Genomic DNA, 26236 nt, shown 5'->3' with positions numbered 1-26236 from the left:
GATCTACTTTGATCATTGCTACTGAAGATAAATTAAGTCTGACTGACAATGGTTTCCCTCAGAAGATAACAGGGTGTATTCCAAGTGGCTAAGCTCCGAGCCATGATTCGCGTTGGTAAGCGTGGCGTTATAGTTATACCGAAGAAGATACGAGAGAAGCTTGGAATAAGCGAGGGCATGATCCTCGACTTAAGAGTGGAGGGTGACACGATCATTTTGAAAACTAGAGACTTATGGAGCGAATTGAGAGAGCGGGGCAGGAAGCTGAGGGTAGATATTGACGAGGCTGAGAGGGAGCTTGACGAGGCTGAGGAGTTTTGGCTGAAGAGATTAGGAAGGTCGTAGTGGATACGTATGCTATAATAGCAGACCTAACCGGGCAAGCGCCCAGCGGAGTGACCGAGGTTCTAGAAAAAGTGAGGAAAGGCACTATCAAGGGCATGCTTCACTACTTAATCGTATATGAGCTGGCCTATCACTGGAAGAGAGGCAGGTTGCCCTTCAGAGATGAAGAGGAACTGCTGGAATTCATAAACAGGTACTTCACAATTACAGTCCTAGACTTGAACATTGCATTGAAGGCGTCGAATGTAAAACTCATAGGAGATAAACTATTGAGAGCGTCAAAGGATCCCAGTCTTAAGCGAAGGAAACTATCGGTAGCGGACGCTACGACGATAGCCATAGCTGTAAGTAGCGGCGCGCCGATTGTAACAGGGGACACAGACTTATCTTATGTTGCTCGGAAGCTGGGAGCGACCGTTATCTGGTAAGAGCCTGCTAGTGCCTCCCCAGGCACATCCTAGATGAGAAGATGAGATAATGTTTAGGTAGTTATAGACCGGCTGGAACCCTGTTAATGTGGGATAGAGATAACCGCTATAACTATCATCATTATCCAGGTTAGTATAGAGGTCAGCTGGGTTGCCGAGGGGCCTAAAGACCGTCCTCGCGGTTGATGTGGGTACTACTAGCTTGAAGGTGGCGCTGGTAGAGGTTGACGGGTTTAGGGTTGTGGCTCGGGCGTCGAAGCCGTCCGTCATCGAGTATCCGCGTCGTGGGTGGGCTGAGCAAGATGTGGAGGTTTTGTGGAGTGATATAGCAGAGCTGTCTAGGGAGCTTGTTGATAGCTCGGGTTTGAAGCCTGCCGCCCTAGTCTATACTGCCCACATGGCTGGGGTCGTGCCGGTGGATTCCAGGGGCCGGCCTCTTAGGAAGGCTATTATATGGCTTGACGAGAGGGGTGCCGGCTATCCCAGGGAGCTGTGGAGGGGGTTCCCCCGGGTACAGGGGTATAACCTGTTCAAGCTCCTGAGGCTCTTGAGGATAACCGGAGGGGCTCCCGGGAAGACGGGTAAGGATCCCATCTCCAAGCTCCACTGGATAAGGGATAATGAGGGTGAGGTCTTCGAGCGGGCCTACAAGTTCCTCGACATTAAGGGCTACTTGATCGCCAGGGCTACTGGAAGGTACGTTACAAGCCACGACGAGGCCAGCCTGACGTGGCTGGCTGATACGAGGGATAGGGTTGCCAGATGGCATCCCGGCCTGCTCAGAGAGTACGGTATCCCGGGCGAGAAGCTCCCCGAGATACTGGATAGTACTGCGATAGCTGGGCGGTTGAAGGGTGATGCGGCTAGGGATCTAGGCCTGGATCCCGGGATCCCAGTGGTCGTGGGTGCAGGTGATATGACGGCGGCGGGCGTCGGCTCAGGCGCCGTAGGGGAGGGTGAGGCTCACGTCTACATTGGGACTAGCGACTGGATCGCCGCCCACAGCTCTAGGAGACTGCTGGACATATCCCACTATATCGGGTCTATACTGAGCGCCATCCCACAATACTACTTCGTGGTGGCGGAGCAGGAAGTGGCCGCGGGAGCCCTGGAGTGGTTCATGAAGATCTCCGGCGTCGAGGGCAGGTACGACCTAGTTGAAGAGGCGCTAGGCGAGGTGAAGCCTGGCGGGGCTGGAGTAATGTTTGCGCCGTGGCTCTACGGCGAGCGCTCTCCCGTCGATGAGCCCAGCCTCAGGGGAATCCTCTTCAATATATCTCTTGAAACGGGGAGAGAGGATGTTATAAGGGCTATAGTGGATGGCGTTGTCTTAAACATGAAGTGGGCCTACGGGTACTTTGAGAAGCTAGTTGGCCCCCAGGAGTACCTGGCCGCGATAGGAGGAGGGACCCTCTTCGACGAGTGGTGCTTGTCCCTAGCCAGCGCCCTAAAGAGGCCTGTGAAGAGGCTAAGGGACCCTCAAGATGCTGGGCTGAGGGGAGCGGCTGCACTGGCCGCGGTCAGCATAGGCATCTACGACTCTGTGAGGGAAGCGGTTTCCCGATTCGAGTATGATAGAGTTTATAGACCGAGTGGGGAATATTCAAAGGTCTATGACGAGTTGTTCAAGCACTATAGAGAGCTTTATTCAAGGAACAAAAAGTTGTTCAGGGAGATAAACAGGCACCAGGCTACCTGAACAGCCTGCTCACGGCGAGCCTAAGCAATGCCTCGACAGTGCCTGGGTTGAGCCTGTAGATTAGCTCGTCGACTAGAGACAACACGCTCTCATCGAGGCTGCCTCCTCCTTCGCCGAGCCCTAGCATGGCGAGGACCTCTTCGGGCTTAGAGGACTCTATAATAGCGGCCAGCTGATCGAGTTCCTCGTCTGAGGGCATATCGAGGCCTAGAGCCTCCTCCTTAGCGCTGGCGAGGTCTCTGAGGAACTCGTCCACAATGCCGTGATGGACGGGGCTTATGGTTAGGTGTATGCTCCTAGGCAGGCCTAGAGGCCTGGAGCCTGGCTGCACCTGTATGTACCATTTCCTACGGGCCATGGCTACTGCCAGCCTAGTAGGAGATATCTCTCCCGTGGAGAACGCTAGGATGCCGCTATGAGGATCGCCCAACACGCTGAACCCAAGGCTGGTCACACCGCGTCTAATGGCCTCCCGGGCCGCGAGCACCTTCCTAGCGAGGTCGAGGTAGCCCTCATACCCTAGGGAATTCAATACAAGCCATGACGCCGCCAGGGGGCCAGCTGACCTTGTTGATAGGACTGCCATGTTCACTATCGGATACCCGGGCCAGCTGGCATTTACAAAGATGTGCCTCAGCCTACGGTCCTCGCCCCTATAGAGCACGACCGAGGCGCCGCGAGGTGCATAACCGTACTTGTGGAGGTCCATTGAGAGCGACGCCACTCCCGGGAGCTCGAAGCCGAAGGGCGGCACGTTATCGCCGGCATCCCTGAGGAATGGCAGTAGGAAGCCGCCTATGCAGGCATCGACGTGTAGCCAGACTCCCTTGTCCATAGCCAGGTCGCTCAACGCTTCTATATCGTCGATCACGCCCATCGGATAGTTGGGCGCTGACGCCACTATTATGGCCGTATCCCTGGACACCATCTCCTTAACGGCCTCTACGTCGACCCTATACGATTCGCCGTCCACAGGCGCCCTGACAACCCGGAGACCCAGATACTCTGCAGCTTTAACAAAGGCGGGGTGACCCGTGACCGGGAGGATCATGGTCGGGGTCCCACCGCCTGCTCTACTCTTGAAGTAGTCCCTGGCGGCCTTGACGGCTAGCATTATGCTCTCGGTCCCTCCGTAGGTGAATGCGCCTACAACCTCGTCGCCGCCATTGACGAGCGAGGCACTCATCCGGACTACCTGTCTCTCCAGGTCCAAGACGCTTGGATAGACTGTGAAGTCGAGCATAGTCTTGTCCTGGAACATCTCGAAAGCTTTCCTTGCAGCCTCTCTCAGCTCCTTAAGCCCCGTGTCATAGACGTGGCCAAACATTCTCCCGGACCAGGGGTCTAGATCGCGGACCGCCATCCTGGATAGCATGTCTAGGACTAGTTTTGGATCCCTAGCCGACTTGGGTAAGGACAAGTGGTTCGCCCCCGTGGTTCAACTCGTGTAGGAGAGCAGGGAATAAAGGTTTCCGGGATCATGCCCTAGGTGTCTAGGCATAGCCTCTCCTCTATAATCCTCCTAGCCTCGTTGTAGTCTTTGAAGTCAACCCACGCTCTTAGAAAGATTATCTCGCCCAAGTGCCTCTTAACATTGTCCAAGTGTATGTCTCTATCGTCTATATAGACTATCTGACACCCCCTAAGCTTCACTCCAAGCCTAGACTCTACCGTGTCAACGACCCTGCTGGCGTATTCCCCCTTGTTCGGATGCACCTCTATGGCATGGTAGTCGAATAGACCTAGTAGGTTGAAGGCCTTTAGGGCTTCCAGCGCCTTGCGGGGATCGTTCCAGCTCAGCGACGATACTATAGCCCCTCTCTCCTTGGCCCACTTCAACAGCTTGACCATATCCCCGTAGAGGTTAACCTCAACCCCCCTACTATCAACTATCACTTCATCATTTATCCTCTTGAAAGGTGGGGTGAGAGAGGATATGTCCTTGTGATCCCAGAGCGTGCCGTCGAGGTCCAGGAACAGCAACCATACCCTTTCCACGGCCGGCACCATCTATGGAACATGCCCCCGGGTGTAAATAGGCAACTATAAATAATAGATCGGTGTCTGACATAGCTCGGGTGTTGATATGTGTTGGAGGGCGTCATAAGGAAGAGGCCGTGGACCATAATAGCGGTATGGCTGATCGTGGTAATCATAGCAGGCCCGCTGGCAGCCTCTATAAACGATATAGTAAAGACCAGCGAGGAGGAGTTCCTACCACCCACCTCGGAGAGCATAAAGGCAGAGAATGAGATGGCGAAGCTCAGAGTTGGAAACAAAACCGCGGCCGCTCCGGGCTTCATGCTAGTAGTCTCAGGGGTTCCAGTTAACGTGGACAGCTACCACAAGCTGAAACCATGGTACAACGGCCTGAAAGAGGAGTACAGTAACGCTAGCTTCTCATCGTGGATAGACATAGTCGAGAACATAGAGGCCCAGTCGGCTAAGGGCCTCGATAAAGGGCTAAACATGTCGGTCCAAGCAGTCGAGGGGCTACTAGCTACCTCACAGACCTACAGCAAGCTGAGGGCCGGGATAAACCAGACTGCAGGCCTGCTAGAGGCCTCCGATAGGGCGTACCAGGGCTACTGGAACGCCGGGACAGGCCTGCAAGCCGGACTCCCCCTAGTAGAGAGGATATCCGGGTCCCTGAACTTGTCGTGCAACGTATTCCTCCCCGTAGTAATGAAGACCTACTACGATGTAATCCGATCCGAAGCCCTCCTGGAAAAGCTAACAGACGCCTACACGAATCCCCCGATCGACGAGGCCGACGTATCCATTGTAGTCAAGGCCAGCAACATAACACAGGCAGGTCCCCTAAACCCCGGCATAATCTACGCGGTCTACAATGCAACCCTGGCAAACGGGGGTCCCTCAAACTTCAACAACACGCTGGCGGCAGACCTAGCGGCGGAGCTGGCGTGGCAGGGACTACAGTCTGCAGGGACACCGAGAGAAGCCCAGGCATTATATAATGCGACCGCCGCTATATGGAAGGCTACCGTCGCGGGGATGCAAGACCATAGAAGCATTATTCTAGGCGCGCCAGACACGGCAACAGGGCAGTTGCAACTACTAGCCCTGCTGAGCCAGACTATGGAATCCCTCAAGCCCCTTCTAGGCAAGCAGATAGGAGCCTCCATATTAAGCCAGTTACCCCCGCAGGCCGTGGAGCTAGCTAACTACACGGTGAACTCGATAGTAAAGTCAAACTGTACCGTGACCAACAAAACCATACCCTCTATACTGACTGGGTTCCTAGAGAGTCGGGGAGTCAATAAAGCTATAGCAGAGAAAATAGCAGGCGATGTCGTAGAGGGAGCCTTCACCAGGGAGAAGGCAGCTAGCTACGCGGTTGAAACCGTCATCGAATATGCGAGGAGCAAGGGTATAGAGATCCCAGAGCCATTCAAAACCCTCCTAGTAAACGCACTCTTAGAGTACGATCCAAACGCCTCCGGAGTCCTAGAGAGACCCCAAAAGTACGGAGTTGCCGCCATATTAACCCTGGAATCGGCGCAAATCGAGCTCTCTAACGACAAAGTAGAAACACTAGTTAAAACAAAGTCCCTAGACGAGGCCTCATACGTTGCTACGAAGCTCCTCCTATCCAGAAAGGCTGGGCCCAGGATCGCTTCATTCGTCGACCCGCTCTGGGAGAGAAACCTCCTCGGAGCCGATAACGAGACGATCCTCAAGGAGGCGCCCGAAATACTGGCGGAGATCGCGGCCCGTCAAGGCCATAACATTACCAGGAATGAAGCCGAGATCCTAGCCAGCTATGCAGTCATGATCGTAGAGGGCAGGCTTAGCTATGACGATGCACTAGAGGACCTAGTCAACAAAACCGTCGCCAAGGCATTCGATGACGTGATGGATAAGATCGAGGGCGTGTTGGTTGAGAGAGGAGGCAACGGGTTCCTCATAGGAGTAAACATCGAGGGGGACAGCCTGGCCGAAAAAGCCTCTACAGCAGAGCACATTAAGACGCGTGTACTGGAGGGGCTAAAGGACGCCGGGTACAACAATGTAAAGGTGCTGCTAGACGGTAACGAGTACATGTCCTACGAGATACGAGAGGCCGCCCAGCGGGACATAGAGAAGAGCGATAAGCTAAGCATGGTGTTCGTCATAATCATACTGGGCTTGATCATGGAGAGCATAGCAGCAGTATTCCTACCCTTCATAGGGATCGGCTTCGGGCTAGTACTCAGCCTAGCCCTAGCCTACCTACTCGGCAAGTACGGCGTAGTGGATGTAACCACCCATAGCAGGACGATAATGTTCACGACCGGCCTGGGCCTAGGCATAGACTACGCCGCCTATGTGGCTAGGAGGTTCCGTGAAGCCGCCGCGCAAGGCCTAAACAGCAGGGAGGCCGCGGTCGAGGCCTACAGGAAATCCCTCAGGCCCGTGCTGGCAGGGGCCACGACGGCTATGATAGGGTTCGGCAGCATGATGCTGGCATGGGACTTCCCCTTCATATCGAGCATAGGGTCGAACGTGCCACTAACCATATTCTCGGTGATGATAGCCAGCATAACCTTCATCCCGGCACTACTAGCATACGTTGGAGAGACTAGATGGTTCTGGTGGCCGAGACACCCAGTCGCCTCGGCCAACAGGGAACCCCGGTTCAAGGGTGTTGGAAAGTTCATAGCGTCAAAGCCCCTAGCGCCACTGTCTATCGCTGTGATACTGGCGGTATTCGCCGGCGTCGTCATGACTGGCTTCACCGGCGGCTATGACTTCGCGATAAACCTGCCCAGAGACTCTGAGGCCCGGAGAGCCCTCGACTATATAAACACCAACTACGACGCCGGAGTACTATATCCGGTCTACATCGTCGCGTCAAGCAAGGAGAAAGCGGGCGAGATACGAGCCGGCGTCAAGGACCTGTCATGCGTCGCCAAAGCCGAGGTAGAAGACGCATACCAGGACAGGGTGGTTAAGGTCGTCATGAGCGTCTACCCTATGAGTAAGGAGGGAGTGGAGTGCGCGAAGACCCTGAGAGAGAAAGCCCACACAATAGACCCCGAGAGCCTGGTAGGTGGTATGGCTGCAGTTAACCTGGACCTGCAGAACCTAATAAACGACAGGTTCTACCACAGAGTGTACCCGGTAGCGCTCACGCTGATGTTCCTCACATTCCTAGCAGCCTATGGCGGCGTTGTAACAGCGCTATCAGCGATACTGGCGGTGGTTATAGCTGCATACGCTGGAAGCGCGCTCACGATCCTCCTATTCCAGGACCTACTCGGGGAGGAGGTGATGTGGTATCTGCCCGTAATCGTGTTCACGGCGATACTGGGGGTTGGGATGGACTATAACAGCTTCTACATAGCCAGGGCTAGGGAGGAGTGTACAAGAGACTGCTCGCGAGAGGGAGTAGCCGACTCTATAGCGCTAGGCACGCCGACAGTGCTAGGGCTAGCGGCGATAATGGCTGGAGCCTATGTGGGCCTGGCGCTAGCCTCCAGTCCAGGCCTCAGTATGATGGGCACAGCACTCATATTCGGGGTACTGCTAGCAGGCGTCAATGCGAGCCTAATATTAACACCGCCGCTAATAGCCCTCCTAGGTAGGGCGTCGTGGTGGCCGAAACACCCTAGGGGTGTGCAGACTAGTGAATGACCAGGAGAGGAGGGACCCCTTCAAATACCGCATACGCTTCCTCATACTAGCAATCCTAGCCATAGCCCCCAGCCACGGCTACGACCTATCCAAGAAGATCCAGGAGGTGACCGCGGGCGCGATAAAGCCTAGCCCGGGGAGCATATACCCCGTGCTCCACGATCTCAGCAAGGAGGGACTCGTCGAGGAGGAACTGGTTGTAGAGAAGGGGAGGGCCCGGAAGGTCTACAAGCTCACCAGGAAGGGGATGGAGTATCTGCTACAGGAGTTGAACCTCTTCTACGAGATAATGAACAACGTCTACGCCATAGCCACGGAGGCCAGGCGAGTACTCGAAGCTAAGCTGAAGGGGACCCTCGCGGACTGTGTCCCCGCCTCCATCGTCGAAAGCCTGCGTAGGATCAAGGAGAGTGCAGAGACCTATCTCAAGAAGATCGAGGAGGCCAATAAGATCTGTGGAGAGGAGGATCGAGGATCGTGAGCCTCAGGCTGGCCTGCTCTTCACCGCCCCGTACCAGGCTAAGCGGTAATACCATTCATCATCGGCACGCCGTGATACGGACCTCTACTCTGGCTCGCCTGTATTAACCACCTTGCCCCATTTCCTAGCGTATAGTACGAAGACCATGTAGTTTCTCTTAGCGGCATCGGGCTCCATACAGCCTGTCTCCTCGATAGAACCGTCTATGAGCTTCGCCCTGAGCTTCTTCCAGCCACTGGGTTTCTCGCAGTCCACAAGTTCGACGTGTTCCACCATGCCTATCTGGGCTTTACCCTCTAACTCTATTATCCGCGGGTTCAGTAGCTTCTCATCCCCCATCCCAGAGTCGCCCTCTTCTATCTATCCTGTCGGTGTAAGGGCGGTGCGTATAAAATAATGGTTAATACCCCTCTAAAACCAGCGTATGAGGTAAAGGACGCGTTCAGGGGATTGATGGGGATTGGCCGAGCAGAGGAAGCGGAAGAAGAGGATGACGTTGCCGAAGAAGAAGGAGGACATAGAGAAGGTAGTAGAGGAAGTCTCAGAGAGGCACGGACATGAACACGAGCATCACCATCATCACCACGGCGATATCGACGAGCTCCTGACCGTGATAGAGCTACTCCTAGACTCAACGAACGCAACAGTAAAGGTGCTAGACTCCAAGGTAAAGCACCAGGCAAACGAGATAGCGACGCTCTACAGGGTCCTGGCCAAGGTCATAGAGGCATGTCTCGCCGCCGAGAACCAAGAAGAGAGAAGGGCCAGGCTATTAGAAGCCCTAGAGGCGCTAGGAGTGGCCCCCAGCGAGGAGGCTAGAGCCTTCTAACCAGGCCCGGGTACTCTCTAATCCCCAGATACAATACCCCATCTCCAGTGCCCATGGTCCTCAACTCAAAGCACCCTCCCTCATAGAATAATCCTCCAAGATTATACTCGTAGGACACTATCCAGTAGTCTCCCGCCTCGACGCAGGGCGGGTAGAGTAGAGCTCTCGTCTGGCCGGGCTCCACGCACGCCCTAATACTGTAGCGGTGCGAGGGACCCTCAACTCTGTAGTAGTGTGAAAGCGGGGGGCAATGCCAGTATATTGGCGCGCCGACCCAAGTGACTCTAAACCCCCCTACCCGACTCCTCCTCCAGGAGATATCCAGGGTGGGATGTACCTCAAGGCCCTCCAGGACCTCCCTTGAGGGACCCCTCCTAATCCCCCTAAAGTAATCGTAGACCTTTACAACGCCCTCGACGCCGTAGACTACCAGGTCTATGTCGGAACCGCTATGGGGCGCGCCCAGAGCGTGGCTACCCGTTAACCCGAGTTCCCCGGCGGAGACGCCTGACTCCTCTACGATCTCATATACAGCCTCCACCACGCCGGCAGACTCAACAGGGGTCGAGGCGATGAGCCTGGCCAGGGCATCTCTAGGATGGATAAATAATAGCACCTCGTCATCGGCGACATAAGGCATGAGGGTCCCGTAGAGAGGGTCCCTCCTCCACCTACCGGGCAGGGCCTCCATAACCCTAGCCAGGCCCTCGGGGCCATAAGAGGGGATTATCCTGCAGAGCATCCTATCCTTGTAGCTCCAGGGGGAGGGACCCTTGCACTCGACGTACTTGGGGATTATGGCCAGATAGCCTGGAGGGGTAGGGACCCCCACTACCTGGCCTACTAAGCCGTCTCTAGTCACTATAAGGGAGGAGTGGGGGCTAGGCTTCAGCAATCCACCCACCCATATCGGGCCATAGGATTAGATCGCCACTAGCCACGTCGAGCCTCAGCAACCCTTTAACCCTGTAGCGGCCCTCTTTTATCTCCTGATACCTGGTCCGCCACGTTTCAACGATAACCGTCGCCGACCCTGTATCTATCCGGTAGCGCGTCGGGACCGTTATGGGCTCTCCGAGGGGCTTCATCCACCCAGCAAGCTCCACATAGCCGTACGGTATTAGGGCCCGATCACAGGGTTCCTCCCAGATGCTAGTAACCAGCCTGAGCGTGTAGGGCTGGCCTCTGTAGCATGAGTCAACTAGGCTCTCTTCTATCCTGGAAGCCTCTAGAGCCAGGCCCCCCGGGCCTCTGCTCCTCTTAGCCAACACGTCGCGGCGCTTGCACTGCCGGATCAACCCGTCCCTAGCCAGGTCCCATAGGGCGCCCAGCAAGCCAGGCCTGTAGAGGCCCAACACGTCTACATCGCTTGAGGGACCCTCGCAGTTGAGCGCATAGGAGCCCGTCACGCCATACCACTCCAAGCCCAATACCTCGATCAACTCCTGGATCCGCGGCTTAACCCTCTCTGGGAGCACCTTCACCGCTGCCTCCGGCCGTATGGTCCTTAGGATCCTCACCCTGGGGACCATGGTAGTCTCTACTCCGAGGCACCTGTTATAGTAAATGTGGGCCGGGGGGTTACGCCTGCAGTCCGGATACCTATAGGGTTGCACTACCAGGTGGTGTTCTGGGTGAGCGTATCCCTTGACGAGATAAAAGGCTGGCATGCCCGCTACGTTAGCCTCGACAATTACCCCGTCAATGTAGCCAGCCATCGAGGCGTACTGCACGGGGCTCCACCCTTTCCGGGATCAAATGCGTCCCATCGCAGCTCGGCGCGTTGAACCATTCTCTCCCCCTGAAGCCCTCGCGGCAGTGCGCGTACTGGAGGCCCAGTCTCCTAGCCGCCTTTACAACGGGCTCTAGAAGCCTCTTCCTATCCTCCTCGGGCAGGTAAGTGTATCCACCCACTCTAACCCCCCTGGACCGATAGAGCCTGTATATGCGCTCTCCTAGGCTACCTAGGGCAGCCCGCATCCTAGCCATGTTATCGGGCCTAGCCTTATAGGTCGACGTTACTATGAAGACGGCGCCCGCCTCGGCGACCCTCTCGACTAGGTCTTCCAGCATAGCTGGGTCATCGTTTACATAGGGTATCACGGGGTCGATCCTCACGCCAACAGGGACCCCCGCCCCTACAGCCCTCCTGACAGCGTCTATCCTCTTCTCCGCAGGCGGAGCCCCAGGCTCAATAATCAGCGAGAGCCCAGGGTCGAGCAGGGTTATGGTGGGGGTGACTGCGACGTTCCCCTTGGATATGAGGTCTAGGTCTCTCTGCGCGTAGAGGACGCCCTTGGTGGTTATGAGAACTCTCCTACCCAGGCCAACTAGTAGTTCGAGGGCAGTCCTCGTCAGCCCGTAGCCAGCCTCCTCTGGCGGATAGGGGTCGCTGCTCGTGCCCATGTTGATCGGCAGCTTCGGGTCCCAGCGGGCTAGTTCCCGTTTCAGCCTCCTCAGAAAGTCCTTCTTAGGCGTGCTGTCGCGTTGGCCTATGTAGGCTGTCGCGTAGCAGTATAGGCATTTGAAGGAGCACCCGGTGTAGGGGTTCAACGATAGCTTGAATGGGCATGTGCAGAGGGGGCTATTCCATGGGTCGAATGGGGCTAGTATGCCCCTCCCTCTAGTGGTTTCTCCTCTAGAGCTCGATGTTCGCATGTCTATTCCTCATTTCCTCCTCGGAGACTTTTAGCCTCTTCATAAGTGCGTATATCACGCCGTCTAGGAAGACTAGCGTCGTGTCCTCGAATAGAGTGCCCAGGGGGGCCAGGGGCTCGTGGATTCCGAGGATCTGCCTAGCGAAGTAGTCGTCTAGCTTGCTATGCTTCGTCCTCCCAGGCACCCTAACGACCACATCGGCTAGCCTGCCCAGAGGGCTATCGGGATAGGTGGTTATAGCCACTACCACGGCGCCCACCTGCTTGGCCGCCTCAGCGGCAGTCACTATGAGCTTCGTCTTACCGCTGCCCGATATTGCTATCACTACGTCTCCTTCACTGATACTCGGTACTATGGTGTCCCCCAGCACATAGGCGTTGAAGCCAAGGTGGAGTAGGCGCATGGCGAACGCTCTCCCAACCAGCCCGCTCCTCCCAGCGCCCATCACAAGGACCTTATGAGGCCGTCTACTGTAGACGTCTATCAGCAGATCAACTAGGCTATCTACCTGGGCCTTGTCGATTTCCTTGGCTGCTTCCTCTATAAACCTGGCGATCTCGGTCATAGCTCTAATCGCATCGTCAGCGGGTGATTCAGGCAAATCCAAGTCCCCCGGGCTCCTAGACTTTTATGAGGACGGTAATTAGCGTGCACCGGGGTAAAAGGTATGAGCCCCCACACTATACAGTGTATTTAGTGGCCCCGCCGGTCTCACGTCCGCCGAGACCCCTATCCCCTGGGGGATGAAGATGGCGGCGGAACGGTAAGGCGGGGTACATGCCCCTCTCACACGGCACCCGGATACTTAAGCCTTGGAGCTTCTCTAGAGACTCTGGGCGATGAGGAACCCTTAGCCCGACTGGGAGCCCAAGGGTTGGGCTGTGAACTGGTCGAGCCGGTTCTGAGCCCTGAGCACTATGGAGTCTTCTATAATTCTCTTAGGAGTCGCCGGCTGGCGTCTCTGCCTTGGGGCAGGGCTCTCTGGTTCTAGCCTCGCCTGTTACCTCCTCGACTATCATGTCGAGCTGGTATATCATGTTACTGTCGGCTATGGCCTCTTCCAGGTCCTCTAGCCTCTCTCCCACTACAGCGTCGATTATCGTGGTTACATCAACGTATCTCTCGTTCTTGAACTTTCTGAACACGCCTATATAGAGGGGATAGTAGACCGTGCTGACGGCCTCAACTAGGCCAAAAGCCTTGACTATCCGGTCAAGCTTTGAGAGCTCGAATCCAGGCTCAAAGCGGCGAGTGCATTTAGCTGGCTTCCCCTCGATGAGTAGTTTCCTCTCCGAGTAGTAGGCGATGGGGTCCCCATAATCCTCTAGGTGTAGTGCAGTGACGCGGAACAGGCCCTCATAGTCAGGCTCTAGGAGGCCCAGCTCTACTAGGACGTCTGTGGTCACCCTAGCCCTCTCTATGTCGCCTAGGTGCTCTGCTATCTCGCTTAAACTGGCCTTGCCGATCGACGACACTATCTCTATGACCCTCACCGCCTCATCCTCCAGCTCGCCTAGCCTAACCAGTTCCTCCCTCAGGCGAATCACGCCGTCCCTTGCCTCCACTAATGTGCCGGTAGCGGTCTCGAAGCACAAGGTGGATCTCCTGCTCTCTAGCGCCTCGGCCTCTTCATCGAGTTTATGGATAAGGAGGTCGTAGCACCTTAAGGGGAAGTAGACTAGCCTGAGCCCCATGAATCTTACCTTCTTCGGGGCTAGAACTCCTCCTAGGAGGCCAAGGAGGCTTCCCTTGACCTTACCTTCGAATATCCTCCTGGCAGCGCTATCATCTAGCTGGGGTATGACTGTGTATTCCTTTGAGGGCTTGTGAGTCTTCAGCTTGGCTTCGAGCGTGCTGACGAGTATTCCTAGGGTGCTGGCTAGCGCCTCAACATCTTTTCCAGGGTTATCCTTTGATACTATTATTGCCAGGGGCCGTGATTCTGATATCCGTATCCGCGCTATTTCCTTCAGGAGGACAGGATCTGGCTTCTCAGTGATTACTAGGAGTCCCTTCACCTTTATAGGGCCTAGGGGTCCCTCAAATAGGCAGGGACCCGTCTCTACGATATCCCTAGCTCCATTGGATAGGAGTTCCGGTCTACACTCGACTTTAAAGCCAAGCCTTCTCAGCTCGTCCAGCGGATCTACGTTCAATCCGTCATCCCCAAGGCCTTGGAGCCCGATAGCCTCCTCCAGGGAATTCCTGTCCTCCTGGAGTTAATTAAGCTAGACAACCCAGATAATATTCTAGGCATCGACGCGCCCGGGGGAATTATTTAAAATCGCTTCGCCGCATGTGGTGCATCTGGATTTACCGAGGGTCCTCTAATGCGTCCAGAGGATAGAGAGGAGGTTGCGGTAAGCTATAAGGGCTCAATAATCCGGGTAGTCAAGGTTAATGGCCTTTACAAGTGTCCCTTCTGTGATAGCCTCTTCTATACGCCAGGAGACCTCTTCTCCCATATATTGGCTCACGCTGCTAATTGGCTCTCGGCTAGGCGCGAGGTCAGTAGCAGGTGGTCCTAGGCTATGGCTAGGCCCGCTAGGTGGTCCTTCTCAACTAGTACCTCGATACTGTCCTCGCCTATAACCGGGACCCCCTGGGTTAGTATACCCAGTACTATATGCTCTAGCCCCTCTACCGGGTCGTCATAGTCTGTTAGGCTAAGCTCGTAAGCCAGAGGCACGCCATTGGCGTCTTCTACTACTATACGCATCCCACCCGTACTGTGTCCCACGCCCATGAGAGGATCTACGAGGTAGTATGGTTCATCCTCTACATCTATTTCGATCCCATACTTCTTCCATAACCTCTCGGCGACTCTCCAAGCCACGAGGGTTAGGTCTAGGGTTGAGGTGCTTGTGAGCCTCACTTTGATCTTGGGTAGCCGTCTCTCCTGGTGGGAAGGTTGTACCACTGGGACCCCCAACCGGATGTATTACGTGGGGAACCATAAATAAGAGGCCACCCGCTGTATACCAAGGTATCACCATATAAACCTCCAAATTAAACTAGTTATCTTAATAATAAATTAATTAATATAAGGATCTCTCTATATTCTCTAGATCACTCGCAGCCAGCCTCCAACCCATAGCCCCGATAAACTCCTTAACCCTCTCGACACGCTCAGTCTTAGGGATTGCCATGACCATCGGCCTCGATATTAGATAGTTCAGGGCTACCTGGACGGGGCTCTTGCCATACTTCTCGGCGATTTTAACTAGCAAGTCGACACCGGCTACCCTTCCACGTTCTATAGGAGTATAGGCTTGGACGAGTACACCCTTCTTGATAGTTAAGGGTAGAAGTTCTACCTCTGGGTGTCGATGGAGCACACTATAGTGGACCTGGTCCACTACTATATCGTATTTCCTTGTGTGTTGAAGGGCCTCTTCCAGCAGCCTCGCGTCAAAGTTGCTTACTCCGATATACCTGGTAAGCCCCCTCTCGGCTAAAGCCTCCAAGCTCCTGACCTGTTCCCCAATACTAGCTAGATCGTCGGGCCAGTGTATTAGAATCAGGTCGACATAGTTTACACCGAGTCTATCTAGGCTGGCCTTTGCTGCCTTTACCGCCAGGTCCTCGGATCTAAACCTATATGGTAACAGCTTTGTAGTTATGAACACGTTATCCCTACCGACCCGTTTAAGTGCTTCCCCTACGACTCTCTCGGCGCTGCCACTACCATACATCTCGGCGGTGTCGACGTTGTCTATTCCGTGGGTGAACGCGTATACAAGTGCTTCGACCATCTTTGACGGGTTCCTTATAGCCCACGTACCTATGCCTATGGCGGATACGGTCTCGCGCGTCAGGCCGACAGGCTTACGATCGCTGGTGTCGATTGGGAAAAGCGGCATACACTCCACCTTCTAATATAAAGCCCGTTGAGGCTCATAATTGTTAGCACGGTGCTCCCTTGTGGACCCCAGAGAGCTACTGGATCTGGTTCTCTCAAGGACAAACCTACAGAACAAGTGGAGGCTCCTTGAATCAATCAATTTGATCGCTAGCGAGAACGTTATGAGCCCCCTAGCATTGAAAACATACACTTCAGATTTCATGCATAGATACGCCGAGGGGAAACCCTTCAAGAGGTACTACCAGGGAGCCAGATACATTGACGAGTTGGAGGTGGCGACGGCAGACTTCATAGCCAGTAAAATCGGAGCTGTAGGCGTCGAGCTTAGACCCACTAGCGGGACCCTCGCCAACGCGGCCGTATTCAGGGTGCTAGCAGAGCCTGGCGACAGGGCAGCTATAGCGCCGGTACAGGCGGGAGCCCATGTGAGCCATACGAAGTTCGGCACGGTTGGAGCCCTGGGTATAAAGCAGGTAGACCTGCCTTATGACGAGGAGAATATGAACGTCGACGTCGACGGAGCTATAAAAGTCATAGAGAAAGAAGAGCCCAAATTCGTAGTGCTTGGGGGGAGCGTCTACCTGTTCCCCCACCCTGTTAAGGAGCTAGCCAACGCCGCACACAGTGTCGGGGCGAAACTCGTATATGACGCAGCCCACGTGTTCGGACTCATATTCGGTGGCGTATGGAGGAACCCACTCAGCCACGGAGCCGACGTGATGACAGCCTCAACACACAAGACCTTCCCGGGCCCCCAGGGCGGGTTAATTGCATTCACCGAAAAAGACCTGTACAAGAATGTCTCCAAAACAATCTTCCCCTGGTTCGTGAGCAACCACCACCTGCACAGGATACCGGCTACCGCTGTGACAGCGGTCGAAATGTCTATCTACGGAGAGGAATATGCTAGAAGGGTTGTGAACAATGCGAGAGCACTAGCAGAGGAGCTAGCCGCACTTGGATTTAAGGTAGTAGGGGAGGACAAGGGCTACACCAGGAGCCACCAGGTTCTCATCGATGTCAGGGATCTAGGCCGTGGGGCTAAAGCAGCGATCCTACTTGAGGAGGCCAATATAATCGTGAACAAGAACCTCCTGCCATGGGATCCCCCAGAGGCCGTCAAAGACCCCAGCGGCCTTAGGCTGGGAGTCCAGGAGATGACTAGATTCGGCATGGGCAAGGATGAGATGAGGACCATCGCCAGCCTGATGGCCAGAGTCTTGATCAAGAAAGAGGATCCTGCTAGAGTTAGACATGATGTGATCGAGTTCAGGACTGGCTACACGAAGGTACATTACGCTATAGAAGGGAGTGTAGAGACCATACTAGACCTCATTCACTAGGCTGGCAGAACCGAGATAAAGCTTGCAAGGCACATTTACAAGTGCGCGCCGACCCGCGGACAGGGCCGAAGAGGGCCCTCCGGGATGATAGCGGGGACTATAGTCACCGCAAGAGGCCAACGTTAAACTAGGGTGGAACCTGTGGGAGACGAGAAGCCTGTTGCGTGGATAGTTACCGTGGGGAACGAGATACTTATAGGAAGAGTAGTTAATACAAATGCCTCGTGGTTGGCCGAGAAATTGACCTTCATGGGTTTCTCGGTCGAGCGCATAATAACCGTTCCCGACGACTTGGATGATATAGAGGAAGAAGTTGGCAGGGCTATAGCTAGGGCTAGAATCGTTGTTACAACGGGCGGGTTAGGCCCGACATACGATGATAGAACCCTAGAGGGGGTAGCTAGGGCCGCTGGGAGGAGGCTCGTCCTCAACGAGAGGGCGCTCGATATGGTGAGGCAGTTCTACGAGAAGGCGGGCTACACGCTAACAGAGGACAGAGTCAAGATGGCCTATCTTCCAGAAGGCGCTGAGGCTATTCCGAACCCGGTAGGAGCCGCTCCAGGCTCGTACCTGGAGGTAAACGATACCATTGTCGTGAGCCTCCCCGGCGTTCCGGCCGAGATGAAGACTATGTTCGATAACTACGTATCCCCCCTCTTGAAGAGGATAGCTCCTCACCGTCGTGCGGTCGACTGTGGATTTACGGTAAGAGGCGTTCCAGAGTCTAGCCTAGCCCCCTGGATTAAGAGGGCGGCTAAGATGGAGCCCGGCGTCTATCTCAAGAGCCATCCCAAAGGCCATGAAACGGGATCACCCCTACTTGAGATACGGGCATTAGCCTCTGCTGAAACCCTCGATGACGCTCGGGCTAAAGCTCTGAGAGTCCTTGAGTATGTTGTATCGAAGTCGAGGGAACTGGGCGGTGAAACAGGCGAGATCGATTGTATCGCTAAAGATTAAGTTGACGCTCGTGGTAGCTAGTGTAGGCTCTCTTACGAGCCTGCTTGGAGGGTTCGTGAATTATAAACCCTTGTTTCTAGGCGGGCTCACCATACTATTATTATCACCATATATTTCCTTAATATTGACACTTAAACTCTCCAGGGGCCGTAGCACATAAACTCCTCCTTAAATAGTCTAGACGGGATCCGATACCCTGGTGTACACTTTGAGCAGCGGACAGCGGAAATCCCCAGTCGTCACGGGGCCCAAGGAAATAGTCGAGAAGGTGATAAAAGCGCTCAAGGATGTATATGACCCGGAGATCCCGGTAAACGTCTACGATCTAGGCCTTGTCTACGAGATCCACGTGGAAGAGACCAAGCCGGGCAAGTACTATATCAGGATAGCCATGACCCTAACAGCGATTGGCTGCCCGGTCTCGGGACAGATAGCGGCGTATGCAGAAGATGCGATACGTGAAATGGTCCCGGAGGCCGAGGACGTAGAGGTCGAGATCGTATTCGACCCGCCTTGGAGCCCCGACTATGTAACGCCTGAGGGACGAGAGCTGCTCAAAGCCGTGTTTGGATACGACGTCGTGGAGGAGTGGAAGAGGCGGCTCCAGGCCGATCTCTCCTCCCAAGGATACTAACTAATTAGGCCTATTAGAGCCTAAGCACCTAGTGGTGCCTCTGGATTGACCGAGAGAGAGCGTTTGATAAAGGAGCTTGTCGAACTGATAGAAGACAACGACGTCGCCTGGAGGAAGGCTGCCTTCTATAGTGATCCCAAGGTTGAACCGATCTACGACAGGCTGATTAGGGTTTGGATGGAGAACGGAGAAAGAGACACGCCGATAAGTTATGCTACAGACGAAGAGCTACGGGTCCTCGTATCCATAGCTAAGAAGTACGCGTTTATGAGCGAGGATAAGGCCCGGGCTATAGCCATGAGTCGTATGGGCGGTAGCGAGGATATGGGTGGATTTGGAAAGGCGCTTAAGAGGATACTAGGACGTTAGACCCCGGATCTATGTGATGGTATAGGTGGTTCCCTCCTAGGCAGTATATAGTCCTTGGGGGCTTTCTTGAAGGGCTCCAGATACCTCTTTAACACCTTGGGTATCTTGACGGTGCCGTCCTCTTCCTGGAAGTTCTCTAGTATCGCTGTTATAGCTCTAGTGCTAGCTATGCCTGTCGCGTTTAGTGTGTGCACATAGTCCCTTTCCATCCCCTTCCTCCTAATGAGCCTTATCCCTAGCCTGTAGGCTTGCCAGTCTGTGCAGTTGCTCGCGCTGACCATCTCCCTGTACCTACCCTGCGCTGGCATCCACGCCTCAAGATCGTACTTCTTCACGGCACAAGCCCCCAGGTCGCCTGAAGCAATATTGACTACACGGAAGGGGATCTCCAGCCCTCGAAAGATCTCCTTGGAGTTCTCTATAAGCTCCTCGTGGAGCTTCCTGCTATCCTCCGGCCGAGAGAATATGAACTGCTCTACTTTATGGAACTGGTGTACACGGAATATGCCCTTCAAGTCCCTGTTACCAGCACCAGCCTCTCTCCTGAAGCATGGGCTTATCCCGACCAGCTTCAAGGGCAGCTCGTCATCGTAGAGCTCCTCTTTGTAATAGAGTGATGCCAGGGGATGCTCAGCGGTTGAAATCAAGTACAGGTCATCGTTCTCTAGCTTGTAGATAGCGTCCTTAAAGGTATCAATATCGATAACCCTTGTCATGACCTCGTGGCGCAGCATATATGGAGGGAGGACGACAGTGTAGCCCTTCCTGGTTAATACGTCGAGCGCGTACTGGAGCAGAGCCAAGTCAAGCCACACCAGGTCCTCGAAGAGATAATAGAACCGTGAACCAGCCACCTTCGCGGCTCTTAGAGTATCACCTAGTCTTAGCACGTTCTCCAGCATGTCCGCGTGGCCTATCGGCTTCCAGTCGATTACATCATACTCCACGTTAAAGCCCCTAGTCTCCTCCATGAACTCTTTTAGATGCCCCCTCCACACCCGAGGTCTACCCCAGAACTCCACTGGGACAGTCGCTGTCTCGTCTCCCACCGGTACATCGTCTTCTACTACATTAGGAAGCATTAGGAGAACTCTCTCCCTCTCAGCTTCAATTCTCTTGAGCTCCTCTTCCTTCTCTCTTAACTCTGACAGTAGAGCCTTAGCCTCCTCAATTAGCTTCCTCTTCTCGCTAGGATCTCTTGTTTTACCGATTGACCTGCTAATCACATTGTGTTTATGGCGTAGCTCGTTAACCTCTGTAAGAAGGCTCCGCCATCTAGCGTCTAGGTTCAGAGCCTTGTCGACTAGCGCTTCGTCCATCAACCTAATCCTTACATAGTGCTTTAGCTTTTCTGGATTGTTCCTCAAGAGGTCTAGTATGCTCCAACCCACAACTCCTCTACCCAGAACGACCCAGGGCCGGGAGAGGGTTATAATTTGGGCCTCGGATTGTGGTCCACTCAGCACGCCAGCTAAGCCTGGCTAGGACTCCTCATGGGCCCGCAGGGAGAATCATGTCGCTTCTAGGGATTTATTCACTCAATCCCTCAAGCCTCCTCCTGGCTTCCTCTCTGGCTTCACGTAAGACACTCTCAGCGTAATCCGACGGCGATGACTCACTCATCTCGATCAAAGATGGCGCCTCCTCAGGCATCGTTGGAGCGGAGGAGATGAGCATATCGATAGCGTCTGATATCTCTGCCAGCGTCTCTCCTATGTTCGGCGGTATCATAGAGGATATAGACATAGCCTTTCTCAATATCTCCCGCGGGGCTTCTAGGAGTTCTCTATTGATCACCCCAGCGACCAGCATAGTTTGGAGTCTCAGGGCAATCTTCTCTAAGACTATATCGAGGGTTTCGAGAGAGGTTGCCAGTTCCCGGTACTCGGCCTCTGAGAGTAACTTGGACATAGTCTTTGCCCTGGCTTTAGCCCTGCGTACCTCGATTTGCGCTCTACGTACTAATGCCAGTGCTTCCATCATGGTCTTCATAATGTTTCTCTTCCTGGAGCCTTTGGCCATTTCCCTAAGCCTCTCGTAACGGTTATCCGATCCCCAGGCGATGTAATATTTGGTGTAGGAAGCCTATTAACCGGTCCACTGGTATATGAACACTACCACCGCTAGTAGCGTGTACCTGTCTGTCTGTTGGTTCACTATCGGACAGGATATGCTTGTCGCGACTGGTTTGAACGAGTTGAAAGGCTTCCCAGGGAGTATATACTGGACCTCGTAGCCTCCCATCGGCGAGGAAGCCGCAGCTACCGCCATTAGGGAGGCTCTGGTCCTGTTAATCACGGCCTCGCATGATGAATCCGTGATCGCAGTCTTGGGCAGTGATGATATGCCGTCTATGGCCATCTTATATATTAGAGCGTTCTTGACTCTGGTGGCGTTCTCCTGGGGCTGGCCTACGAAGCCTGGGAACTCGATCCACTCGCTACCCCTCCTGTCGACGTAGACTGTAGTGTATGCCGTGTGTAGTATGGACTTTGAGAATGGGGGGATCCTGTAGGATATTCGGAGCATTTGTATGGACTTGGGGAAGTCTGCTAAACCGTGTATTACTACTCCTGGCAGGCCCTGCTGGGGTCTCTGTATCGCTTCGGGCTTGGGATAGAGTATTGTCATGTTGTTCTTTAAGTCGACTACTCCCTCGAAGACCTCGTAGAAGACTATGTAGGTGTTATTGGGCTCGGCCTTGAATACGCTTCTTAAGAGATAGTTTGCCTCTCCCTCGTCGCCTGTCAGGAGCCTTGCCAGAGCCCGGATCTGCGTCTCGTTAAAGGTAGAGCCGTCTGCTACAGTTCTCCTCCCAGTATTGACTGTTATCCAGTAACCGTAGTCCCACCAGCTGATGACTAGGGCATCCTTTCTAGTATTGTTCTTTATCCATTGGAGGGCGTTCAACCACGCGTCGTTCAACGGGACTACTACCTTCCTCTCGCCCTCAGGTGTTAGGATGGTTAACGGCGATAGGCCTGACGTGAGTATTTGCGGGGCTCTGTAGCTGTTGGAGTTGTACGCTTGGTCGCCATAGTACGCCACCCCCATACCGACTATGAGCACTATAAATATTCCTGCTAGTACCTTCAATGGATCGCCCAGCTCATGTCTACTGCCGGCCTTGCCTGGCCTGTGAACCCATACCGCGCCGCTCGTAAACTCTGCAACGGCCAGGCCGGCAGCTATCGTCACATAGAGCGACGCCATCTGGGTAAAGTACGCTAGTTGCTTGTTGGCATAGAAGAGTAGGAGAGCCATGAAATACAGTACAGCGCTCGGAATCGCTTCGTGGAGCTCGTATCTTCCCTTCAAGAACCTGGCTGTAAACACGATGACTCCGGCTAGGACGAAGAGCAAAGCTAGGCCGTATTCCCTGAATAGCCTAGAGAGAGGCGCTGGCTGGTGCTCTTGGACGCTCTCGACGAGGGGGCTGATATTCCTTATGCCTAGGGCTGCCTGGAATCTGAGGCTCATTGGTATGAGGCCAGTATAAACTGCTATGAACCCGGCCGTTAGGAGTACTAGGATTAGCCAGGCTTGGAATCTCGGTGTGATTCCGTCTTCCAGTATCTTGTTTATGAGGGGAATCTTATCCACGTATACTTCGAGGGCGTATATGACGAGCATTACTATGTCGAGGGACCCTAGCCTGCCCACGAAATATTGTAATCCTATGCTTGGGATGGCCGAGGCGGATATTACGTAGGAGATAGTGAGCACTGCATACATCTTAAGTCTGTCTATCTCAGGTTTTCCGAAGAGGGGGTCTATCAACATAGCTAACGCGATTGATATAGTCACGAGGTGATAGCCTCCCCACAGGAAGCCTACCAAGCTTCCCGAGAGCCCCGCTAGTACCGAATACAAGAGTCCTCTAGTCGACTTCCTATGTCTAAGCGATAGGGTGAGGAAGATATAGAATAGTGCCAGGGCCGGGACAGCTATACCAGTCTTCTCGACGAATCCGACAGTCGTCCTGGTAATGGCTCCTGGAGACAAGGCGAAGAATGCTGCGGAGACCAAGCCAGCCAGCTTCGACCTAGTGATAGTGTAGACTAGCAGGAACAACATTAGTATAGCTAGGCTACCCGCGAACACTGGGAAAAGCGCTATCCATTCCTTGAGGGATAATCCGAGCTTGGCCCCCAGCCCATAGGTGGCTGCTGCTAGCCAGGCTACCCCTAGCGAGTCCGAGTGGAGGATGTCCCTCCCAACGGGCCACCAGAACTCCTTCACGTGCGAGAGCCCTGAGAAGCTGAAGAGTCCATGCTTGTGGAAGTACTCCGCCTCCCAGTAGGCGATCCACGGGTCGTTGGCGTCTAGTTCTAACCCGTATTTGAGCGCTGGCAAGATCCTGACGTAAGTGCCTAGCGCCAGCAGGAGTATGAGTACGGCCAACGTTATCGGGGTTGAATATTTTGAGGCGAGTAGCGCTAGGCGGGTAGTGATGCCCCCTATCTCGCCTTTATGCTTCTTAGGGGAACGCTCCTTACCTCCCTTACCCTTAGCCAAATGTCACGCACCCAATCGACCTGTGGAGACTGAAGGAGTAACGGCAAAAATATGCGGTTCGCTCTCCATATACTGGTGGGATCATTATAACCAAGCCTCTTATTCCACGTACTGCGACGATGAGTATTGGTGGTTGTTATGGAGAGGCCTGTTAGAGTTGTAATTATGGGAGCAGGCGGAAGGGACTTCCACAATTTCAACGTCTTCTTCAGGGACAACCCTAAGTATAGGGTTGTAGCGTTTACCGCGGCTCAGATACCGGGTATAGAGGGGCGTCGTTATCCTCCAGAGCTTGCCGGTAGCCTGTATCCTTCTGGGATCCCTATAGTCCCAGAGGAGGATTTGGGTGACGTGGTCAAGTCGTTCGGAGTCGATATGGTAGTGCTCGCTTACAGCGACCTCCTTTACGATGACGTGGGACATAAGCTATCCGCGGCCCTGGGGACGGGGGCATCCTTTATGATCCTAGGCCCTAGAGACACTATGCTGGCTTCGGCGAAGCCCGTTATAGCAGTTACCGCTGTTAGAACGGGCGCTGGGAAGAGCAGTGTATCGAGGAGAATAGTTGGGCTCCTGAGAGCGAGGGGCTTCCGGGTAGTGCCCGTCAGGCATCCAATGGCTTACGGGGATCTAGCTAAGATGGCCGTCCAGAGGTTCGAGTCCATGGAGGACTTGGACAAGTATAACGTGACCGTAGAGGAGCGGGAAGAATACGAGCATTACATAAACATGGGAGTCGTAGTTTACGCTGGAGTAGACTATGGCGAGATCCTTAAACAAGCCGAAAGGGAAGCCGACATAATACTCTGGGACGGGGGCAACAACGACTGGCCCTTCTACAAGCCCGATTACATGATAACGGTCGCCGACGCTATGAGGCCAGGCCACGAAGTTAAGAGCTTCCCTGGCGAAGTAAACGTTAGGATGGCAGACGCTGTCATAATAAACAAGGCCGATCAATCGAGTAGGGAGGCCGTAGAAGAGATAAAGATGAATGTTAAGAGAATTAATCCAAGCGCAGAGATCTCCGTTGCGGTGAGTGAGGTCAAAGTAGACGACCCCAGCCTAATAAGAGACAAGAGAGTTGTGGTAGTTGAGGACTCTCCCACCGTAACCCACGGAGGCTCGCCCTATGGCGCTGGCTACGTGGCGGCTAAAAAGTTCGGTGCACGCGAGATAATAGACCCCAGACCATATGCCAAGGGGGTCATCGCCGAGATCTACAAGGAGTACCCCCATATGGGGCCCGTTCTTCCAAGCACCGGCTACACGCCAAGCCAGATAAGGGACCTCGAAGAGACCATAAAGAACACTCCTGCCGATGTAGTGGTTGCCGGGACCCCAATAAGATTGGATAGAATAGTGAAGGTGGACAAGCCAATAGTACAGGTATACTATGACGTGAAGATAATTGAGGGACCCACCCTGGAAGAACTCGTAGAGAAGTTCCTCGCCAGAGCCAAGATGAAGCTGAAGTACGGTATAGAGCGGTGAAGAGCTTGGAGACCCTAGTCATAGCCCTCGGAGGCAATGCCATTATAAAGAAAGGGATGAAGGGTTCTCCGGAGGAGCAATGGCGAACCGTGCGGAGCGCCGTAAGACAGCTCCTCAGGATTGCCGCTGACGGAGTAAGACTAGTGATTACACACGGCAATGGGCCCCAGGTAGGATACCTACTTGAGGCTTTTGAGGCTTTGCCAAGGGACAAGCCCAGGCAGAGCCTGGATCTAGCAGTCGCCATGACCCAAGGCTGGATTGGATACCTGATAGCTCATGCCTTGGAGCGAGAAGCCGCTAGGCTAGGGATAAGTGTTAAGACCGCCACGGTTGTTACCAGGGTTGTAGTGTCGAGTAGGGATCCAGCCTTCCGTGACCCATCGAAGTTCATAGGCTCATACTATACTCGGGAAGAGGCGGAGGAGCTGGCCAGGCGGCATGGTTGGGTGTTCAAGAGGGACCCCCGTGGGTTATACCGGAGAGTAGTGCCTAGTCCGAGGCCGATCAAGATACTAGAGTCTAAGGTGGTAGAGGGCCTAGTCAAAGAAGGGTACATTGTGATAGCTGTCGGTGGCGGGGGAATACCGGTTACCGAGGATCTAGAGCCTGTGGAAGCCGTTATTGATAAAGACCTAGCCAGTAGCCTCCTGGCTCAGACCATAAAGGCTGACCGGTTCATTATATTGACCGATGTTAAGGGTGTGGCATTAAACTATGGCGGGCCAGGCGAGATATGGCTTGGAAAGGTGAGTGTTGACGAACTAGAAGCCTACCACCGTGAAGGCTATTTCCCTCCAGGGAGCATGGGGCCCAAGGTCGAAGCCGTCATAGAGTACGTTAGGAAGACTGGGAGGACAGCTTCGATAGGTAGCCTAGAGGAGGCATACAGTGTCTACCGTGGAGATAGTGGAACCCATGTAGAACCCGGCAAGCCATAAAAAAGCACGGCACATCCTTATGCAACCAGGGTGTA

25 protein-coding genes are annotated in these 26236 nt (G+C 54.2%); 12 read left to right on the top strand and 13 right to left on the bottom strand.

Translation table 11 applies throughout. From position 1 onward, the window contains the following. Positions 1-84: 84 nt before the first annotated feature. From F7C38_00865 to F7C38_00855, 3 genes are all read left to right on the top strand, one after another. Entirely contained in the window at positions 85-345 is a 261-nt protein-coding gene (locus F7C38_00865; GenBank protein ID MCE4600105.1) for an AbrB/MazE/SpoVT family DNA-binding domain-containing protein, read from the top strand. Beyond that, positions 318-773 carry a PIN domain-containing protein gene (locus F7C38_00860; GenBank protein ID MCE4600104.1) on the top strand — a complete coding sequence of 152 codons (456 nt, stop codon included), beginning with the start codon at positions 318-320 and terminating at the stop codon, positions 771-773. The genes F7C38_00865 and F7C38_00860 overlap by 28 nt, the downstream gene beginning before the upstream one ends. A 151-nt stretch (positions 774-924) precedes the next feature. Beyond that, positions 925-2472, top strand: a complete 1548-nt coding sequence (locus F7C38_00855) for an FGGY-family carbohydrate kinase (protein MCE4600103.1) — start codon at positions 925-927, stop codon at positions 2470-2472. Here F7C38_00855 and F7C38_00850 read toward each other — a convergent pair. Next, a complete protein-coding gene (locus F7C38_00850; protein MCE4600102.1) occupies positions 2465-3892 on the bottom strand; it encodes an aspartate aminotransferase family protein in 1428 nt (475 codons plus the stop codon). The genes F7C38_00855 and F7C38_00850 overlap by 8 nt on opposite strands. A gap of 65 nt (positions 3893-3957) precedes the next feature. After that, the gene (locus F7C38_00845) at positions 3958-4470 is read right to left on the bottom strand and encodes a magnesium-dependent phosphatase-1 (GenBank protein MCE4600101.1); all 513 of its coding nucleotides are present in this window, start codon (positions 4468-4470) and stop codon (positions 3958-3960) included. A gap of 93 nt (positions 4471-4563) precedes the next feature. Between F7C38_00845 and F7C38_00840 the strand changes: the two genes are divergently transcribed. Then, the gene (locus F7C38_00840; protein ID MCE4600100.1) at positions 4564-8109 is read left to right on the top strand and encodes an MMPL family transporter; all 3546 of its coding nucleotides are present in this window, start codon (positions 4564-4566) and stop codon (positions 8107-8109) included. After that, positions 8102-8590 carry a PadR family transcriptional regulator gene (locus F7C38_00835; GenBank protein MCE4600099.1) on the top strand — a complete coding sequence of 163 codons (489 nt, stop codon included), beginning with the start codon at positions 8102-8104 and terminating at the stop codon, positions 8588-8590. The genes F7C38_00840 and F7C38_00835 overlap by 8 nt, the downstream gene beginning before the upstream one ends. Positions 8591-8674: 84 nt before the next feature. On the opposite strand, the gene F7C38_00830 is transcribed toward F7C38_00835, so the two are convergent. Then, positions 8675-8929: a hypothetical protein gene (locus F7C38_00830; protein MCE4600098.1), complete on the bottom strand. Its 255-nt coding sequence runs from the start codon at positions 8927-8929 to the stop codon at positions 8675-8677. A gap of 121 nt (positions 8930-9050) precedes the next feature. Here F7C38_00830 and F7C38_00825 point away from each other — a divergent pair, with 121 nt between their 5' ends. Further along, complete coding sequence (locus F7C38_00825) at positions 9051-9419, top strand: hypothetical protein (GenBank protein MCE4600097.1); 369 nt, start codon at positions 9051-9053, stop codon at positions 9417-9419. Here the strand turns inward: F7C38_00825 and F7C38_00820 are convergent. The 7 genes from F7C38_00820 to F7C38_00790 form a co-directional block, all read right to left on the bottom strand. Further along, positions 9406-10314 carry a nucleotidyltransferase domain-containing protein gene (locus F7C38_00820; protein ID MCE4600096.1) on the bottom strand — a complete coding sequence of 303 codons (909 nt, stop codon included), beginning with the start codon at positions 10312-10314 and terminating at the stop codon, positions 9406-9408. The two genes, F7C38_00825 and F7C38_00820, sit on opposite strands and share 14 nt — an antisense overlap. Further along, on the bottom strand, positions 10301-11152 hold the full coding sequence (locus F7C38_00815; protein MCE4600095.1) for a hypothetical protein: 852 nt from the start codon (positions 11150-11152) through the stop codon (positions 10301-10303). Before F7C38_00815 ends, F7C38_00820 begins: the two co-directional genes overlap by 14 nt. Next, a complete protein-coding gene (locus tag F7C38_00810; GenBank protein ID MCE4600094.1) occupies positions 11121-12077 on the bottom strand; it encodes a radical SAM protein in 957 nt (318 codons plus the stop codon). The genes F7C38_00815 and F7C38_00810 overlap by 32 nt, the downstream gene beginning before the upstream one ends. Then, a complete protein-coding gene (hxlB, locus tag F7C38_00805) occupies positions 12058-12642 on the bottom strand; it encodes a 6-phospho-3-hexuloisomerase (protein ID MCE4600093.1) in 585 nt (194 codons plus the stop codon). Before hxlB ends, F7C38_00810 begins: the two co-directional genes overlap by 20 nt. A gap of 373 nt (positions 12643-13015) precedes the next feature. Then, on the bottom strand, positions 13016-14233 hold the full coding sequence (locus tag F7C38_00800) for a hypothetical protein (protein MCE4600092.1): 1218 nt from the start codon (positions 14231-14233) through the stop codon (positions 13016-13018). A 368-nt stretch (positions 14234-14601) separates the two neighbouring features. After that, complete coding sequence (locus tag F7C38_00795) at positions 14602-14997, bottom strand: hypothetical protein (GenBank protein ID MCE4600091.1); 396 nt, start codon at positions 14995-14997, stop codon at positions 14602-14604. Between the two features lie 118 nt (positions 14998-15115). Beyond that, positions 15116-15940 (bottom strand): aldo/keto reductase, encoded by an 825-nt coding sequence (locus F7C38_00790; GenBank protein ID MCE4600090.1) that lies wholly within the window; start codon positions 15938-15940, stop codon positions 15116-15118. Between the two features lie 61 nt (positions 15941-16001). Between F7C38_00790 and F7C38_00785 the strand changes: the two genes are divergently transcribed. The 4 genes from F7C38_00785 (at position 16002) to F7C38_00770 (ending at position 19248) form a co-directional block, all read left to right on the top strand. Beyond that, positions 16002-17285, top strand: a complete 1284-nt coding sequence (locus F7C38_00785; protein ID MCE4600089.1) for a serine hydroxymethyltransferase — start codon at positions 16002-16004, stop codon at positions 17283-17285. A 141-nt stretch (positions 17286-17426) separates the two neighbouring features. Then, a complete protein-coding gene (locus F7C38_00780) occupies positions 17427-18245 on the top strand; it encodes a nicotinamide mononucleotide deamidase-related protein (protein MCE4600088.1) in 819 nt (272 codons plus the stop codon). A gap of 208 nt (positions 18246-18453) precedes the next feature. Further along, the gene (locus F7C38_00775; GenBank protein MCE4600087.1) at positions 18454-18879 is read left to right on the top strand and encodes a metal-sulfur cluster assembly factor; all 426 of its coding nucleotides are present in this window, start codon (positions 18454-18456) and stop codon (positions 18877-18879) included. Positions 18880-18924: 45 nt separating this feature from the next. Further along, on the top strand, positions 18925-19248 hold the full coding sequence (locus F7C38_00770) for a hypothetical protein (protein ID MCE4600086.1): 324 nt from the start codon (positions 18925-18927) through the stop codon (positions 19246-19248). On the opposite strand, the gene serS is transcribed toward F7C38_00770, so the two are convergent. The 3 genes from serS to F7C38_00755 form a co-directional block, all read right to left on the bottom strand. Further along, on the bottom strand, positions 19245-20639 hold the full coding sequence (gene serS, locus F7C38_00765) for a serine--tRNA ligase (GenBank protein ID MCE4600085.1): 1395 nt from the start codon (positions 20637-20639) through the stop codon (positions 19245-19247). The genes F7C38_00770 and serS overlap by 4 nt on opposite strands. Before the next feature lie 139 nt (positions 20640-20778). Beyond that, a complete protein-coding gene (locus F7C38_00760) occupies positions 20779-21270 on the bottom strand; it encodes a hypothetical protein (GenBank protein ID MCE4600084.1) in 492 nt (163 codons plus the stop codon). A 66-nt stretch (positions 21271-21336) separates the two neighbouring features. Continuing rightward, positions 21337-23766: a hypothetical protein gene (locus tag F7C38_00755; GenBank protein MCE4600083.1), complete on the bottom strand. Its 2430-nt coding sequence runs from the start codon at positions 23764-23766 to the stop codon at positions 21337-21339. Between the two features lie 138 nt (positions 23767-23904). On the opposite strand from F7C38_00755, the gene F7C38_00750 reads away from it, so the two are divergent. Together F7C38_00750 and arcC are read left to right on the top strand one after the other, a co-directional pair. Continuing rightward, the gene (locus F7C38_00750; protein ID MCE4600082.1) at positions 23905-25260 is read left to right on the top strand and encodes a cyclic 2,3-diphosphoglycerate synthase; all 1356 of its coding nucleotides are present in this window, start codon (positions 23905-23907) and stop codon (positions 25258-25260) included. Further along, a complete protein-coding gene (arcC, locus tag F7C38_00745; protein MCE4600081.1) occupies positions 25257-26201 on the top strand; it encodes a carbamate kinase in 945 nt (314 codons plus the stop codon). The genes F7C38_00750 and arcC overlap by 4 nt, the downstream gene beginning before the upstream one ends. Positions 26202-26236 lie beyond the last annotated feature (35 nt).

This window comes from Candidatus Thermodiscus eudorianus (assembly GCA_015521085.1).
Lineage (GTDB): Archaea > Thermoproteota > Thermoprotei_A > Sulfolobales > Acidilobaceae > Thermodiscus > Thermodiscus eudorianus.
The sequence above is the reverse complement of the archived record's forward strand: the minus strand, read 5'-3'. Positions and strand labels throughout refer to the sequence as shown.